The 14,945-nt window shown below is 68.7% G+C and carries 13 protein-coding genes; 2 read left to right on the top strand and 11 right to left on the bottom strand.

The features are described 5' to 3' along the window. Positions 1–52 precede the first annotated feature (52 nt). The 9 genes from ACTIEY_RS05245 to glgX all read right to left on the bottom strand — a co-directional run bounded on the left by ACTIEY_RS05245 (position 53) and on the right by glgX (position 12,517). Positions 53–733: an ankyrin repeat domain-containing protein gene (locus tag ACTIEY_RS05245; protein ID WP_439518033.1), complete on the bottom strand. Its 681-nt coding sequence runs from the start codon at positions 731–733 to the stop codon at positions 53–55. Beyond that, positions 730–1,221, bottom strand: a complete 492-nt coding sequence (locus tag ACTIEY_RS05240; protein WP_439518032.1) for a GlcG/HbpS family heme-binding protein — start codon at positions 1,219–1,221, stop codon at positions 730–732. Before ACTIEY_RS05240 ends, ACTIEY_RS05245 begins: the two co-directional genes overlap by 4 nt. Positions 1,222–1,325: 104 nt before the next feature. Beyond that, positions 1,326–1,970, bottom strand: coding sequence for a response regulator transcription factor (locus tag ACTIEY_RS05235; RefSeq protein ID WP_439518031.1), 645 nt, complete (start codon positions 1,968–1,970; stop codon positions 1,326–1,328). Further along, positions 1,967–3,445 (bottom strand): sensor histidine kinase, encoded by a 1,479-nt coding sequence (locus ACTIEY_RS05230; protein WP_439518030.1) that lies wholly within the window; start codon positions 3,443–3,445, stop codon positions 1,967–1,969. Before ACTIEY_RS05230 ends, ACTIEY_RS05235 begins: the two co-directional genes overlap by 4 nt. 39 nt (positions 3,446–3,484) lie before the next feature. Beyond that, a complete protein-coding gene (locus tag ACTIEY_RS05225) occupies positions 3,485–5,953 on the bottom strand; it encodes a glycogen/starch/alpha-glucan phosphorylase (protein WP_439518029.1) in 2,469 nt (822 codons plus the stop codon). A gap of 56 nt (positions 5,954–6,009) precedes the next feature. After that, complete coding sequence (gene glgA, locus ACTIEY_RS05220) at positions 6,010–7,530, bottom strand: glycogen synthase GlgA (protein WP_439518028.1); 1,521 nt, start codon at positions 7,528–7,530, stop codon at positions 6,010–6,012. After that, positions 7,527–8,786, bottom strand: coding sequence for a glucose-1-phosphate adenylyltransferase (gene glgC, locus ACTIEY_RS05215; protein WP_439518027.1), 1,260 nt, complete (start codon positions 8,784–8,786; stop codon positions 7,527–7,529). Before glgC ends, glgA begins: the two co-directional genes overlap by 4 nt. 81 nt (positions 8,787–8,867) lie before the next feature. Further along, on the bottom strand, positions 8,868–10,373 hold the full coding sequence (gene malQ, locus ACTIEY_RS05210; protein ID WP_439518026.1) for a 4-alpha-glucanotransferase: 1,506 nt from the start codon (positions 10,371–10,373) through the stop codon (positions 8,868–8,870). Beyond that, positions 10,370–12,517, bottom strand: coding sequence for a glycogen debranching protein GlgX (gene glgX, locus ACTIEY_RS05205; RefSeq protein ID WP_439518025.1), 2,148 nt, complete (start codon positions 12,515–12,517; stop codon positions 10,370–10,372). Before glgX ends, malQ begins: the two co-directional genes overlap by 4 nt. Before the next feature lie 188 nt (positions 12,518–12,705). On the opposite strand from glgX, the gene ACTIEY_RS05200 reads away from it, so the two are divergent. Further along, positions 12,706–13,635, top strand: a complete 930-nt coding sequence (locus ACTIEY_RS05200) for a cation diffusion facilitator family transporter (protein ID WP_439518024.1) — start codon at positions 12,706–12,708, stop codon at positions 13,633–13,635. Further along, complete coding sequence (gene dtd, locus ACTIEY_RS05195) at positions 13,632–14,081, top strand: D-aminoacyl-tRNA deacylase (protein WP_439518023.1); 450 nt, start codon at positions 13,632–13,634, stop codon at positions 14,079–14,081. Before ACTIEY_RS05200 ends, dtd begins: the two co-directional genes overlap by 4 nt. Here dtd and ybeY read toward each other — a convergent pair. Then, positions 14,072–14,527, bottom strand: a complete 456-nt coding sequence (ybeY, locus tag ACTIEY_RS05190; RefSeq protein ID WP_439518022.1) for an rRNA maturation RNase YbeY — start codon at positions 14,525–14,527, stop codon at positions 14,072–14,074. The two genes, dtd and ybeY, sit on opposite strands and share 10 nt — an antisense overlap. Beyond that, positions 14,527–14,934 (bottom strand): MliC family protein, encoded by a 408-nt coding sequence (locus ACTIEY_RS05185; protein WP_439518021.1) that lies wholly within the window; start codon positions 14,932–14,934, stop codon positions 14,527–14,529. The genes ybeY and ACTIEY_RS05185 overlap by 1 nt, the downstream gene beginning before the upstream one ends. Positions 14,935–14,945: the final 11 nt, after the last annotated feature.

Here is a 14,945-nt window from a genome sequence, read left to right as displayed (position 1 = left end):
CACCGGGGGACATTCGCGGAGCCGGGCACACCGCCTCAGCCAGCGAACATGCTCACCGCGCCCCTGCTTTCTCCAGCATCGCGACCATCACCGAATACCCGCGCGAACGGGCGAGTTGCAAAGGCGTCTGTCCCTGGCGGTCCGTCAATTGCAAACTGGCTCCCGCATCGATCAGAGCTTTCAAGGTCGCCTGATGCCGCGCACCTCCATCGCCCAGCACGATCGACTCGATCACCGCCGTCCAGTGCAGGTTGTTCACGTGGTCCAGCGGCGCGCCCGCCGCGATGAGCTGACGCACCACCCCGTCGTGTCCCAGATGCGCAGCGGCAATGAGCGCGGTGCCGTCGTAGCGGCTGGTGGTCTGCTTCGCGCTGGCGCCCAGTTGCAGCAGCACGCGCAGCGTTTCCTCGTCGTCCGCCACCGAAGCGATGGTCACGGCGTCGTAGCGGTCGTTCTCCAGCCGGTTGATGTCGGCACCGGCCTTGGCCAGCGCGCGGATGGCCTCGCGTTGACGCGCGAAGGTGGCCACATGCAATGGGGTGCGTCCATGGGCGTCGGTGGCGTTGAGGGGTGAGCCTGCAGCCGTCAGACGCGCGATTTTGGCCGTGTCGCCCTGGTAGGCCGCTGCGTGCAGGCCGGTGTAGGCCGCCGCTTCGGCTGGGCTCGGCCCGACCTGCGCCTGAGTGCTTGCACCGGTGAAAACCAGCGACAGTGCCAACAGCAGGCTTTTCATTTCAGAAGCTCTGCCACTTTGGCAATGCCCGCGTTGGCACATTGCTCGTCCAGATGGCCACCCGGCGCGCCGCCCACGCCCACAGCGCCGATGACCTCGTTGCCCACCTTCACCGGCACACCGCCACCCAGCACCAGGAAGCCCGGAATGTCCACCAGCGTCGCGGCGCCCGGGTTCTTCTGCACGTTCTCCAGCATCGCGGCCGTGGTGTTGCGTGCCGAGGCCGAGGTGTAGGCCTTGCCCTGTGCGGCGCCCACCGTGTGCGGGCCGGCGTTGTCGGCGCGCTGCAGCGCGCGCAAGGAACCGGCGCGGTCCACCACGGCGGCCGTCACGTTGTAGCCACTCGCGCTGCACGACGCCACCGTGGCGGCAGCGATCTGGTTGGCCAGGTCCAGCGACATGTTCTTTTCCACGCGCACGGCCTGCGCGCTGGCGGCAGTGGCGATGACGGACAGGGAAAGGAGTGAGGCCTGGGCGATGAATTTCATGGTGTTCTCCGGTGTTGTGAAACGGTTCGATCAACCGTGGGACAACTGTAGAAATTCGCGCTTCACATCACCATTCGGGCGGCTACGCGCAAGCCTCCGTAGAACTACGCAGTGCCACCCGGCGCGGCGTCCGCATCCACCAGCGCCGCGTAGTGCCGAATCAGGTGGGCCAGCGACGGCACCTGCAGCTTGGCGAACAGGTTGGCGCGGTGGGTCTCCACCGTGCGCGGTGACAGGCCCAGCGCGCGGCCGATCTCCTTGTTGGTCAGGCCTTCGACGATCAGGCCCAGCACTTCGCGTTCACGCTCGGAGAGTTGGGCGTACCGCTCGCGCGCGCTGCGGTCGGACTCGTTGCGCTGGCGCGAGCGCACGTGCTGGCGCACGGCATTCTGCAAGGCTTCCACCAGGGCTTCGTCGTTCACCGGTTTCTCCAGGAACTCGGCCGCGCCGGCCTTGAAGGCGCGGCGGCACATGTCCACCGTGCCGTGTCCGGTGAGCATGATCACCGGCTGGTCGACGCCTTGCGCCACCAGCGCGTCGAGCACGCTCAGGCCGCTGATGCCGGGCATGCGCACGTCCAGCACGATGGCGCCAATGCCCTCGCGATCGAAATCGCGCAGGAACGCTTGCGGGTCGCTCCAGGGCTGCACCCGCAGGCCCACCGTGCCGATCAGCAGCGACAGGCTCTCACGCACCGCCTGATCGTCGTCGATGAGGTGCACCGTGGGCGACAGGGTGTCGGTGCTCATGGGATGGGCTCCTTCATCGGCAGGCGCAGTTTGAAGACCGCACCGCCCGCGGGTGCGTTGGTGGCCGTGATCGAGCCGCCCATGCCTTGGGCCAGCGACTCGCACAGGCTCAGCCCCAGGCCCAGCCCGCCTTCGCGCGTGGAGAAGAACGGTTCGAACAGCCGGGGCAGCACGTCGGGTGCGATGCCGGGGCCGCTATCGGCCACCGTGAGTTCCACGTGGTGGGCCTGCGCGTCCACCGTCAGCACCAGCCTGCGCTTCGCTGCGTCGACCCGCTCCATCGCCTGCAGGGCATTGAGGATCAGGTTGTGCACGATCTGGTCCAGCGCCACCGGGTCGGCCTGCACCCACAGGCTGGGCGGACCTTCCAGCACGGGCTCCACGCCACGGCGTCGGCATTCGGGTTCCAGCAGGTACAGCGCACGCCGCACCGCGTCGACCAACTCCACCGCCTGTCGCTGGCCGTCGGTGTCGGGACGCTCCACCGCGCGGCGCAGCCGGCCCACCACGTCGGCAGCGCGCCGGGCCTGCTCAACGGCCTGGGCCATCGCGTGGCGCGCGGTGGCCATCTCGGGGGGATCGTCCTGCAGCAGGCGTTGCGCGGCCTGGGTGTTGGCCAGCACCGCGGTCAGGGGCTGGTTGAGCTCGTGGGCCATGCCCGCGGCCAGTTCGCCGAGTGTGTTCAGCCGCCCCACCTGGCCCAGGCGCAGCAGCTCCTCGGCACGGCGGCGTTCGCCGCGCAAGTGCTGCAGGTGCCGCAGCGCGGCGAGCAACACCGCCACCGCCAGCACCCAGGCCAGCATGCGACCCCAGGGCAGATGGCGCCCGCCCAGCTCGCGCACGGCCACCACGTCGAAAGGCTGGCTCTCGGCGGCCACCACCTTGTGAAACTCGAAGCGCCAGCCGGGGCCCGTGGTCCGCGACACGTCGCCGGGCTGGATCACATGCTCGCTCCCCGCATGCACCAGCGACACCCGCACCGGGCTGCCCTCGCGCGGCATCGGCCATTCCGCCCAGGGCACCATGGCGCGCAGGTCGATGGTGAGCGCGTAGCTCGTGGGCGTGGCCGCGAGCACCATGCGGTAGCGGCCACTTTGCAGGTCGGGGGAGGCCAGCGCGGCGCGCCGGGCGGATCGCGAAGCGGCCTCGGCGGTGGCAAGGGCGGCGTCGGGCCAGGCCTGGTCGGCGTCGCGCCGCTGCACCGCCAGGATCTGCGGGTAGAGCGCGGGAAGGCGCTGCTCGGGCGGCGTGCCGGAAGGGCCTGTGGCGTCAGGCTGCAGGAGCGCCAGGGTGGCCAGGATGGCGTCGTGCTGCACCACCTGCTGGCTCAGCAGTCGGTGCACGATGCGCGCGTCGGTCTCGAACAAGGCGCGCTGCTGCTCGAGCGACTGGCGCGCGATCGCTGCTGCGCCGGCCAGGGCGACCACCGCCCCGCCGAGCAGCCACCACACAGAGAGTCGCAAGGGCCGTCGCATGCGGCGGATTCTGGCACGCGCCTTCGTGGCGGCGCCCCTTCAGGGAAACAGCGGCTTCACGTTCCAGATCTCGCTGGCGTATTCGCGGATGGTCCGGTCGGACGAGAACGCACCCATGCCGGCCACGTTCAGCACGGCATGGCGCGTCCATTCGGCCGGGTTGCGGTAGAGCGCGTCCACCTTGTGCTGCGTGGCCAGGTAGTCGGTGTAGTCGGCCAGCAGCAGGTAGTAGTCGGACTCCAGCAGCGTGCGCGTGATGTCGTGGAAGCGCCCCGGTTCCTCCGGGCTGAAGGCGCCCTCCGCGATGCGGTCGATGGCGGTCTTGAGGTCGTAGTTGTGGTCGTAGTAGCGGCGCGGGTTGTAGCCGCTGGCGCGCAGGGCCGCCACCTGTTCGGTGCGGTGGCCGAAGATGAAGATGTGTTCCAGCCCCACGTTCTCGGCAATCTCGATGTTGGCACCGTCCCAGGTGCCGATGGTCAGCGCGCCGTTCAGCGAGAACTTCATGTTGCCGGTGCCCGATGCCTCGGTGCCCGCGGTGGAGATCTGCTCGGAGAGGTCGGCGGCGGGAATGATCACCTCGGCCAGCGACACGCGGTAGTTGGGGATGAACACCACCTTGAGCCTGTCGCCGATGCGCTTGTCGTGGTTGACCACGCGCGCCACGTCGTTGATGAGCTTGATCACCAGCTTGGCCATGAAATAGGCCGACGCCGCCTTGCCGGCGAACACCACGGTGCGCGGCACCCAGTCGGCGTGCGGATGCGCCAGGATCTGCTGGTAGCGCGTGACCACGTGCAGCACATTGAGCAGTTGCCGCTTGTACTCGTGCATGCGCTTGATCTGCACGTCGAACAGGCTGTTCGGGTTGACGATCACACCAGTCTCGGTGCCGATGCGCTCGGCCAGTCGGCGCTTGTTCTGCGCCTTGGCGTCCTGGAAGGCGCTGACGAACTCGGGATCGGTGGCGAAGGCGCGCAGCTTCGCCAGCTCGTCGAGGTTGCGCCGCCAGGTGGTGCCGATGCGCGCGTCGATCAGGCTGGCCAGGGGCCGGTTGGCCTGCGAAAGCCAGCGCCTGGGCGTGATGCCATTGGTCTTGTTGCAGAAGCGTTCGGGGTAGAGCCGCGCGAAGTCCGCAAAGATGGTCTGCACCATGAGCTGGCTGTGCAGGGCCGACACGCCGTTGACCTTGTGGCTGGCGAGCACCGAGAGGTAGGCCATGCGCACGCGTCGCTGGCCGCGCTCGTCGATCAGCGACACGCGACGCAGCAATTCGTTTTCACCCGGGAAGCGCTCGTGCACTTCGGCCAGGAAGATCGCGTTCAGGTCATAGATGATGCGCAGGTGGCGCGGCAGTAGGCGGCCCATCAGCTCCACCGGCCAGGTCTCCAGTGCCTCCTGCATCAGCGTGTGGTTGGTGTAGCTGAACACCCGTTTGCAGGTGTCCCAGGCGGCGTCCCACTCCAGGCCCTGCTCATCCACCAGCAGGCGCATGAGTTCGGGCACGGCCAGCGCCGGGTGGGTGTCGTTGAGGTGGATGGCCACGCGGTCGGCAAAGATCGCAAAGTCGCCCTGGTGCTTCTTGAAGCGGCGCACGATGTCCTGCAGCGAGGCGCTGACAAAGAAATACTCCTGGCGCAGGCGCAGTTCCTTGCCGTGGTCGGTGCTGTCGTCGGGGTACAGCACGCGTGAGACGTTCTCCGACGCGTTCTTGGCCTCCACCGCGCGCATGTAATCGCCCTTGTTGAAGGCGTCGAGGTTGATGCCGCTGGTGGCGCGCGCGGTCCACAGCCGCATGGTGGCCACGCTGCTGAGCTCGTGGCCGGGCACGCCGGTGTCGTAGGCGGTGGCGATCACGTCGTCGGTCTCGACCCAGCGCACCTGGTCGTTGGACTGCACCAGGCGCCCGCCGAACTGCACCGTGTAGCTGAACTCGGGCCGCATGAATTCCCACGGGTTCCCGTTCATCAACCAGTAGTCAGGCTCTTCCACCTGCCGGCCGTCCACGATGCGCTGCGCGAACATGCCGTAGTCGTAACGGATGCCGTAGCCCATGCCGGGCACCCCTACCGTGGCCATCGAGTCGAGGAAGCACGCCGCCAGGCGTCCCAGGCCCCCGTTGCCCAGGCCGGCGTCGGTCTCCAGGTCGATCAGCGCATCGAAGTCCACGCCAAGCTGGGTGCAGGCGGTGCGGGCCTCGTCCAGGATGCCCACCGAGAGCAGCGCGTTGGTGAGCGCGCGCCCGGTGAGGAACTCCATCGAGAGGTAGTACACGCGCTTGGCGTCGCTGTCCTGCGCCGTGGCCAGGGTTTCGCGCCAGCGGTGCATCATGCGGTCGCGCACCGCGTGGAACAGGGCAAAGAGCCAGTCGCGGCGGGTGGCCGAGCGCGGATCGCGACCCACCGAGTAGATCAGGCGGTTGGCGATGGACTTGCGCAGGGCGTCCACGCCGTTCTCCAGATGGTCGTATTCGAAAGGCACGGGGTCGGTGGTCGGCGTGGTGTCGGGCATGGCAGTGGGGTGTGCGTGGGGATGCTGAAGGCAGAAGCAATAAACGTGCTGGCCGTTCAGGTGACGACCGCAGGGGACGTGACCGATTCGTAGACGCGCAGGTAGTCGGCCGCCGCGCGCGCCCAGCCAAAGCGCAGCGCCATGGCGTGGCGCTGCACGGCGCGCCACTCCGCGGGGCGGCGCTGGAGCGCGAAGGCTCGGCGCATGGCCGAACGCAGACCCGGCACGTCGAGGGCGTGGAACACGAAACCGCTGGCGCTGCCGTCGTCCAGGTTCTCCAGGCTGCAATCGACCACGGTGTCGGCCAGACCGCCCACGGCGCGCACCAGCGGGAGGGTGCCGTAACGCAGGCCGTAGAGCTGGGTCAGGCCACAGGGCTCGAAGCGTGAGGGCAGCAGGATCACGTCGGCGCCGGCAATGACGCTGTGCGCCAGCGCCTCGTCGTAGCCCACCGTGAGCGCCACCTGCTCTGGGTGGCGCTCGGCGCAGGCGCGCAGGGCGTGCTCGATGGCCGCATCGCCGGACCCGAGCACCGCGAGTTGGCCGCCGCGCTGGACCAGTTCGTCCACGACCTCGGGCAGCAGGTGCAGTCCTTTTTGCTCGGTGAGGCGGCTCACCACCGAGAACAGCAGCGCGTCGGGCCGGGGTTCCAGCCCCATGCGCTGCTGCAGCCGCGCCTTGGCCAGGGCCTTGCCCTCCAGGTGTTCGGCATCGAAGCCGGGCTGCACCAGCGGATCGGTCTGGGGGTTCCACACCGCGTCGTCCACGCCGTTGAGGATGCCGTGCAGCTGCGCCTGGCGCTGACGCAGCACGCCATCGAGCCCGCAGCCCTGCTCGGCGCCCGTGATCTCGCGCGCGTAGGTCGGGCTCACGGTGGTGATGGCGTCGCTGTATTTCAGTCCGGCTTTCATGAAGCTGATGTGGCCGTGGAACTCCAGTCCCTGCAGGTGGAACAGGCCGTCGGGCAGGCCCAGGCGCGGGCGCAGTCCGACGTTGAACACGCCCTGGTAGGCCAGGTTGTGCACGGTGAACACCGTGCCCGGGCGGTGCTCGCCGGTGCGGGCGAGTTCGCGCAGGTAGGCGAAAGCCAGGCCGGTGTGCCAGTCGTGGCCGTGCACCACATCGGGTCGCCAGGCGGCGTTCAGGCCGGACCCAAGCAGGGCCGCGGCCCAGCCCAGCCAGGCGAACTGCTCCGCGCTGTCGGGCCAGGGCTGGCCCGACGCGTCCAGGTAGGGATTGCCCCGGCGCTCGTACAGGCCGGGTGCGTGCAGCAGCCACACCGGCATGCCGCTTTCGGTGATGCGCCCGGCGCGCAGCCATGGGGTCGGACCATGGGCCGACGTGGCCTGTGGACCGACACCCGCCGGCAGACCCGGGCTGCCACCGGCGGGTACCAGCAGCGTGGGGCCTTCGGGCGAGACGCCCTCCACCACGCTGGGAAAAGCCGGCAACAGCAGGCGCACGTCGGCCCCCAGGGCCTTGAGTGCAGGCGGCAGGCCCGCGCTGACGTCGGCCAGGCCCCCGGTCTTGAGCAGAGGGAAGACTTCGGAGCAGACGTAAAGGACTTTCAGGTTCATTCCAGTTTTTCGAGCATGGCCCGGGTGACGAGCACCACGCCACTGGGCGTGCGAAAGAAGCGCCGCGCGTCTTCGTCCGGGTCCACGCCGATCTTCATGCCGTCCGGGATCACGCAGCCGTTGTCGATCACGACCTTGCGCAGTTCGCAACCCCGGCCGATGTCGACCTCAGGCAGGATCACCGATTCTTCCACCGTGGCGTACGAGTGGATCCGCACCCGTGAAAACAGCACCGAGCGGCGCACCAGCGCGCCCGAGATGATGCAGCCCCCCGAGACCAGCGAGTCCACCGCACAGCCGCGGCGGCCGTCGTCGTCGAACACGAACTTGGCCGGTGGCAACTGTTCCTGGTAGGTCCAGATCGGCCATTCGCGGTCGTACATGTCGAGCTCGGGCACGGTGTTGGTGAGGTCGAGGTTGGCCGCCCAGTAGGCGTCCACCGTGCCCACGTCGCGCCAGTAGGCCGGTGCTTCGGGGGAGCTCTTCACGCACGACATGCCGAACGGGTGCGCCACGGCATCCCCCGCGGCCACCATGGCCGGAATGATGTCCTTGCCGAAGTCCCGGCTGGAGCCGGCGGTGCCCGAATCCTGCTTGAGCGCTTCAAACAGGTGCTCGGTGTTGAACACGTACACGCCCATGCTGGCCAGCGCCATGGCGGGATTGCCCGGCATGTGGGGCGGCTGGGCCGGCTTTTCGAGGAAACGAACGATGTTGCGGTCGGCATCGATGTCCATCACGCCGAAGGCGGTGGCTTCGCCCAGCGGCACCTCGATGCAGGCCACCGTGCACTTCTTGCCCATCGCCACGTGGTCGGCAATCAGGTCGGCGTAGTCCATCTTGTAGATATGGTCGCCCGCGAGCACCAGGATGTAGTCGGGCTTGTGGGCGCGCAGGATGTCCAGGTTCTGGTACACCGCGTCGGCCGTTCCCAGGTACCAGCTCTCGTCGTCCATGCGCTGCTGGGCCGGCAGCAGGTCGATGAACTCGTTGAACTCGTTGCGCAGGAAGCTCCAGCCGCGCTGCAGGTGGCGCAGCAGGCTGTGCGACTTGTATTGCGTGAGCACGCCGATGCGGCGCACGCCGGAGTTCAGGCAGTTGGACAGTGTGAAGTCGACGATGCGGAACTTGCCACCGAAGTAGACGGCGGGCTTGGCGCGCCGGTCGGTGAGGGCGTGCAGGCGCGAGCCGCGCCCGCCCGCCAGCACCAGGGCAATGGTGCGTTTGGCCAGTTGCTGAGGCGAGGTTTTTTCCATGCGTGTCTCCGGTGGGGGTGGGGCCATGCGTCTGGGTGCGCACTTGGACATTGAAACGGGAATCGGCCAGGCCGTTGCAATTCAGGGTATTCGGCCGTGCGCACGGGTCATGGCCAGCAGGCGTTCGGCCGGGCGGTGGTCGATCTGGCGCCAGTCGAAGCGCCATTCCCAGCAGCCGGTGGCCTGCCCGGGCGTGTTCATGCGGTGCTTGCCGTCCAGGCCCACCACGTCCTGTAAGGGCAGCACGACGATGTTGGCCACGGTCTGTGACAGAGCGGTGATCAGCGTCCAGTGCGGCTCGGTGTCCACCGCAGGGCCCAGGTAGGCGCGTGCTTCCGACTTGTCGTGGCTGGCGGCACTGCGCCACCAGCCCAGCGTGGTGTCGTTGTCGTGCGTGCCGGTGTAGGCCACGCAATGGCGCTCCAGGTTGTGCGGCAGGTACGGGTTGCCCGGGCCACCACCGAAGGCGAACTGGAGGATGCGCATGCCCGGAAAGCCGCAGGCCACGCGCAGCTCCGTCACTTCGGGTGTGATCAGGCCGAGGTCTTCCGCAATGATGGCCAGCGGACCGAGCTCCTGCTGCAGCTCGGCAAAGAGCGAGAGGCCCGGACCCTTCTGCCATTGCCCGGCCACGGCCGTGGGCTCGCTGGCCGGGATTTCCCAGTGCGCCTCAAAGCCGCGGAAGTGATCAAGCCGAACCACATCCACCTGCTTGAACAGGTGGGCCACGCGGTCCTTCCACCACCGATAGCCGTCCTGTGCCATCACCGGCCAGTTGTAGAGCGGGTTGCCCCAGCGCTGGCCGGTGGCGCTGAAATAGTCCGGCGGCACACCAGCCACCACCTGGGGTTCGAAGTCTTCGTCGAGCAGGAACTGGCCAGCGTGGGCCCAGACGTCCGCGCTGTGGTGCGCCACGAAGATCGGCGCGTCGCCCACCATCTGCACGCCGCGGCTGCGCGCGTAGTCGCGCAGCGCCTGCCACTGCACCCAGAAGCGCCATTGCACGAACTGCCAGAACCCGAGCGCCTTGGGCGAATGCTGCCGCACCTCCTCCAGCGCCTGCGGGTCGCGCCGGGCCAGCGGCGCGGGCCACTGCGGCCAGCTGCCGATGTGGCGTTCACTGAGCACCATGAACAGCGCGTAGTCGTCGAGCCAGTGGGCGTGCTCGGTGCAGAAGTCGGCCAGCGCCTCGCGGCTTTCGGGGCTGGCGCGCAGGTTGAAGCCGTCCCAGGCCTTGCGCAGGCTGGCCATGCGGTAAGGACCCACACGCGCGAAGTCGCAGCGGTGGTGGTCGAAACCCTGGGTCGGCATCCAGGGCAGCCAGCCCATCTGCACGAGGTCTTCCAGGTCCACCAGCAGCGGACTGCCGGCGAAGGCCGAGACGCTCTGGTAGGGCGAGTGGCCCGGGCCGGCCGGCGAGAGCGGCAGGATCTGCCACAGCGACTGGCCGGCGGACACCAGCCAGTCGACGAAATGGCGCGCGCCCACGCCGAAATCGCCAGAGCCATTGGGGCCGGGCAGGCTGGTGATGTGCAGCAAAACGCCACTGGTGCGGCGCGACAGGAAGGGGTGAATGGTGGTGTTCATGGACGGCCTGGGAGCTCGCCTTGGGAGGCATGCAAGCCTTGGACCAGCACCCAGACGCCGGGCTCGTTGAGCTCGAGCCGTCCCGCCACGGTGACGTGGTTGCCGGGGTTCACCATCGCGCTGGCGCTCTCCAGCCGCACCGCCCAGGGGCCGTCGGGCAGCGGCAGGGTGACGGGGGTGGCGTCGGCGTGCCACACCACGCACAGGCGCTCTGTGGGCGCCGCGCCGTTTTCGCCCACGGTGATCAGGGCCGCGAGGGTATGACGGTCGTGCGCCTGCCAGGCCCCGTGCGGCATGGGCTGTCCGTCGGTGTCGAGCCAGGCGATGTCGGGCTGCGGGCCCACGCCTTCGAACCAGCGCGCGTGCCGCAGGCCGGGATGCTGGCGCCGCAGGGCCGCGAGACCGGCCACGAAACCCCTCAGCGAAGCGTCGGCCTGCGACCAGTCCAGCCAGGTGATGGCGTTGTCCTGGCAGTAGACGTTGTTGTTGCCTTGCTGGCTGTGGCCGAGCTCGTCGCCGGCCAGCAGTTGCGGCGTTCCCTGGGCGCAGAACAGCGTGGCCAGCAGCGCGCGACGCCAGAGGGCGCGGCGGTGCAGCACGGCGGGGTCGCCGGTGGCGCCTTCCACGCCGCCGTTGGCACTCAGGTTGTGGTTGTGGCCGTCGCGGTTGTCTTCCCCGTTGGCGCCGTTGTGCTTGTGGTGGTAGCCGGTGAGGTCGGCCAGGTTGAAGCCGTCGTGCGCAGTGACCATGTTCACGCTGGCCGTGGGCGTTCGGCCGCGCCGGTGGAACAGGTCGCCGCTGGCGCAGGTGCGCGTGGCGAGTTCGCCGCGCGTGCCGTGGTGTCCCAGCCAGAACGCGCGCACGCCGTCGCGGAAGCGGTCGTTCCATTCCAGCCAGCCGGCTTCGAAACCGCCGGTGTGGTAGCCACCCGGGCCCACGTCCCACGGCTCGGCGATGAGTCGCACGTGGCGCAGCACGGGGTCTTGCGCCATGGCGCCGAGCAACGCGCTTCGCGGGTTGAACGCGTGGCCGATCGCCGCGTCGCGGCCCAGCGAGACGGCCAGGTCGAAGCGGAAACCGTCCACGCCGAAGGCCTGCACCCACCAGCGCAGGCTGTCCATCACCCACTGCAGCACGCGCGGTTCGCTGACTGCCAGGCTGTTGCCCGTGCCGCTGAAGTTGTGGGGCACGCCGTGCTCGCCCATCGCGTACCAGCGGTTCTGCCCCAGCCCGCGCCAGCTCAGCGTGGGGCCATCCAGGTCGCTCTCCGCGGAGTGGTTGAACACCACGTCGAGCACCACCTCGATGCCGGCGCGGTGCAGCGCATCCACCATCTGACGGAACTCGGCGCGCACCGCGGCCGGGTCTTCGGCGCTCGCCGCGGCGTAGGCGGGCTCGGGCGCGAACGCGTTGAGCGTGTTGTAGCCCCAGTGATTGCTCAAGCCCCGTTCGATCAGATGCCGTTCGCTGATGTGCTGGTGCACCGGCAGCAGGCAAAGGGTGGTGATGCCCAGGCGCTGCAGGTGCTGGAGCACGGCCGGATGGGCCAGCGCGGCGTAGGTGCCGCGATGGTGTTCGGGCACCTCGGGGTGCAGGCGTGTGAGCGCCTTCACGTGCGCCTCATAGATCACCACCCGGTGCGCCGCGATCGTGGGAGCGGGCGCGATGTCCGCTCCGGCGCTCAGTTCGGCCTGCGCATCCACCACCACGCAGCGCGGCATGTGCGCGGCGTTGTCGGCCGGGTCGCGCTGGTGCTCGCCCCAGGCTTGCGTGGGGTGCAGGGGGTCGGCGCAGGCATGGCCGGTCTGCAGGGCCAGGCGCGCGGTGTCGCCCACCAGGGCCAGCGCCCAGGGGTCGAGCAGCAGACGCGCCGGGTTGAAGCGGTGGCCGGTGTGCGGCGACCATGGGCCGCTGGCGCGCAGGCCGTAGAGCTGGCCGGGCGCGAGGCCGGGCACGAAGGTCGCCCAGACGCCGTCGCCGGTGGGCTGCATCGCCACGCGCCGGTGTTCCAACGGGGCGCCGGGTTCGAACAGGCAGAGCTCCACGCCGTGCGCATCGGGCGCCCAGACCGAGAAGTGCACGCCGTCGATGCCTTTCAGTTGGCGGGGATGGGCGCCCAGGGCGGGTGCGGAAGCAACGTTCATTGATCCACCTCCGGTTGCAGCCGGATATCCGTCTCACCCAGCCAGAAGCTGGTGGGTGCCGGGGAGGAGGGTGAGGGGGCTGGATGGTCTGTCATGGGCGCCTGTGGTCGAGCCATTCTGTCACCGCTCGCGGCCGCAACCGTCATTCCCTTCAGCTGGAGGCAAGGCCGCTGCGTGACAATCCTGACATGACCCCCTCCCATGCCCGCCTGCTCACGCCCCGGCGCCTGCTCATGGCGTCGATCGTGGTGGCGGTGGTGACCATCACGCTCAAGACGCTCGCGTGGTTCATCACCGACTCGGTGGGGCTGCTGTCGGACGCGATGGAATCGCTGGTGAACCTGGCCAGTGCCGTGTTCGGCCTGGTGATGGTGACCATCGCCGTGCGTCCTGCCGACGAGGAGCACCCGTACGGCCACCACAAGGCCGAGTATTTTTCCTCCGGCTTCGAGGGCATCCTCATCATCGCGGCAGCCCTGGGCATCATCTGGGCCGCCGGGCACCGCCTGTTCGATCCGCGACCGATCGAACAGGTGGGCTGGGGACTGGCGCTCTCGGTGGCAAGCTCTGCGCTGAATGGCCTGCTGGCCTGGGTGATGTTCCGGGCCGCCCAAGAGCACCGGTCGATTGCCCTGGAGGCCGACGCGAGGCATCTCGTCACCGACGTGTGGACGTCGGCAGGTGTCGTGCTGGGCATTGGCCTGGTGCACTTCAGCGGCTGGCTCTGGCTGGACCCGCTGGTGGCGATGGCCGTGGCGGCCAACATCCTCAAGGAAGGTTTCCACCTCATGTGGCGCTCGTCGCAGGGGCTGATGGACGAAGCGGTCGAGCCCGAGGTGATGGCCACCATCCAGCAGACGCTGGACGGCTTTGCCTCCACCGCCGGAGAAGCCACCATCATCCGTTTCGACCACGTGAGTTCGCGCAAGGCCGGGCAACGCCGATTCGTTGACATGCACATGCACATGCCCGCGAACTGGTCGCTGGGCCGGGCCGCGGCCGTGCGAGGGAGCGTGGAACAGGCGCTGATGAGCGCCGTTCCCGGCCTGCGCGCCACCATCCAGTTGCTGCCCAGCGATGTGGAAGCGCACTTCGACGATGAAAAGGACCTGATTTGATTTCGCTGCTGCAACGGGTGAGCGAGGCCCGCGTGGACATCGACGGCCAGATGGTGGGCGCCATCGGCCAAGGCTTGCTGGTGCTGTTGTGCGCCGAGCCGGACGACACCGAGGCCGTTGGCGAGAAGCTGCTGGCCAAGGTGCTGAAACTGCGCGTCTTCAGCGACGAGGCGGGCAAGATGAACCGCAGCCTGCAGGAGGTGGGTGGCGGGTTGCTGGTCGTGAGCCAGTTCACCCTGGCGGCCGACACGAAGAGCGGCAACCGCCCGGGGTTCACCGGGGCTGCACCCCCCGCGCTCGGCGAGGCCCTCTACGATGCCTTCGTGATGTCAGCCCGCGCTGCGCACCCGGTGGTTCAAACGGGGCGCTTCGGGGCCGACATGAAGGTGCACCTGGTCAATGACGGACCGGTGACGATCCCGCTGCGCATCGCGCATCAGGCATAGGGATTCGGTTGTCCCAGCCCCGCGAGGATGTCGGTCTCGCGTGCTTCCATCGCTTCGGCGTCTTCCTCGCCGGTCTCGTGGTCCCAGCCCTGCGCGTGCAGCGTGCCGTGCACCAGCAGGTGCGCGTAGTGCTGCGCCAGCGGCTTCTTCAGCTCCGCAGCTTCCCGCGCCACGACAGGCGCGCACAGCACCAGGTCGGCCGTCACGATGGGCTCGGTGGTGTAGTCGAAGGTCAGCACGTTGGTGGCGTAGTCGCGACCGCGGTAGTCCCGGTTCAGCGCCTGGCCTTCTTCTGCATCGACGATGCGCACGGTGATCTCGGCGTCGGCCGCAAGCGCGTGGCGGATGCAGCGTGCCACCCAGTGGCGCGGCAGCGCGGCGCGGTGCGGGGCGGCATCGGCGAGTTCGCCGAACTGCAGGGACAGCGAGAGCGAAGGCAGCGCCATCAGCGTTTGCGGGCCGGCTGGGCGAAGCAGTTGGCCAGCAGCGTCTTTTCCTGCGCGGTGTGATCGGCGGCCAGGAAACTCAGCTCGCCCTTCATGCCCTGGGTGTACCAGCGCAGGCTGTACTGCTCGTCGAGCGCAATGAACCGCACGCCGGTGGTGGCGCGGCGACCTTGCAGCATCACGGTTCGTCCCTCATGGTGGAGTGCGGCGAACGCATTGCCGTTGGCCAGGTTCAGGTAGACCAGTTCGATCTCGGCACCACCGTCGCATTTGTATTGCACGGCCTGGCTGCTGAACATCAAGGGCTGTGGCGCGGGCGGTGGCGGCGGACTGCCCTGCGCAGAAGCGCTGGCGGCCAGCACCATTGAGAGTCCGAAGAGGGCGAGTGCAGGGTGGGTGAGTCGCATGCTGTCGATGT

Source organism: Hydrogenophaga sp. (assembly GCF_051858985.1).
In the GTDB taxonomy this organism is placed as follows: Bacteria; Pseudomonadota; Gammaproteobacteria; order Burkholderiales; family Burkholderiaceae_C; genus Hydrogenophaga.
This window is presented reverse-complemented; position numbering and strand designations above follow the sequence as displayed.

Bases quoted from the DNA above. Each gene is read 5' to 3' on its own strand.
- ACTIEY_RS05235 (WP_439518031.1), bottom strand. From the start codon at position 1,970: ATGAGCACCGACACCCTGTCGCCCACGGTGCACCTCATCGACGACGAT.
- glgX (WP_439518025.1), bottom strand. From the start codon at position 12,517: ATGAACGTTGCTTCCGCACCCGCCCTGGGCGCCCATCCCCGCCAACTG.
- ACTIEY_RS05245 (WP_439518033.1), bottom strand. From the start codon at position 733: ATGAAAAGCCTGCTGTTGGCACTGTCGCTGGTTTTCACCGGTGCAAGC.
- ACTIEY_RS05200 (WP_439518024.1), top strand. From the start codon at position 12,706: ATGACCCCCTCCCATGCCCGCCTGCTCACGCCCCGGCGCCTGCTCATG.
- ACTIEY_RS05240 (WP_439518032.1), bottom strand. From the start codon at position 1,221: ATGAAATTCATCGCCCAGGCCTCACTCCTTTCCCTGTCCGTCATCGCC.
- ACTIEY_RS05225 (WP_439518029.1), bottom strand. From the start codon at position 5,953: ATGCCCGACACCACGCCGACCACCGACCCCGTGCCTTTCGAATACGAC.
- malQ (WP_439518026.1), bottom strand. From the start codon at position 10,373: ATGAACACCACCATTCACCCCTTCCTGTCGCGCCGCACCAGTGGCGTT.
- glgC (WP_439518027.1), bottom strand. From the start codon at position 8,786: ATGGAAAAAACCTCGCCTCAGCAACTGGCCAAACGCACCATTGCCCTG.
- ybeY (WP_439518022.1), bottom strand. From the start codon at position 14,527: ATGGCGCTGCCTTCGCTCTCGCTGTCCCTGCAGTTCGGCGAACTCGCC.
- ACTIEY_RS05185 (WP_439518021.1), bottom strand. From the start codon at position 14,934: ATGCGACTCACCCACCCTGCACTCGCCCTCTTCGGACTCTCAATGGTG.
- ACTIEY_RS05230 (WP_439518030.1), bottom strand. From the start codon at position 3,445: ATGCGACGGCCCTTGCGACTCTCTGTGTGGTGGCTGCTCGGCGGGGCG.
- glgA (WP_439518028.1), bottom strand. From the start codon at position 7,530: ATGAACCTGAAAGTCCTTTACGTCTGCTCCGAAGTCTTCCCTCTGCTC.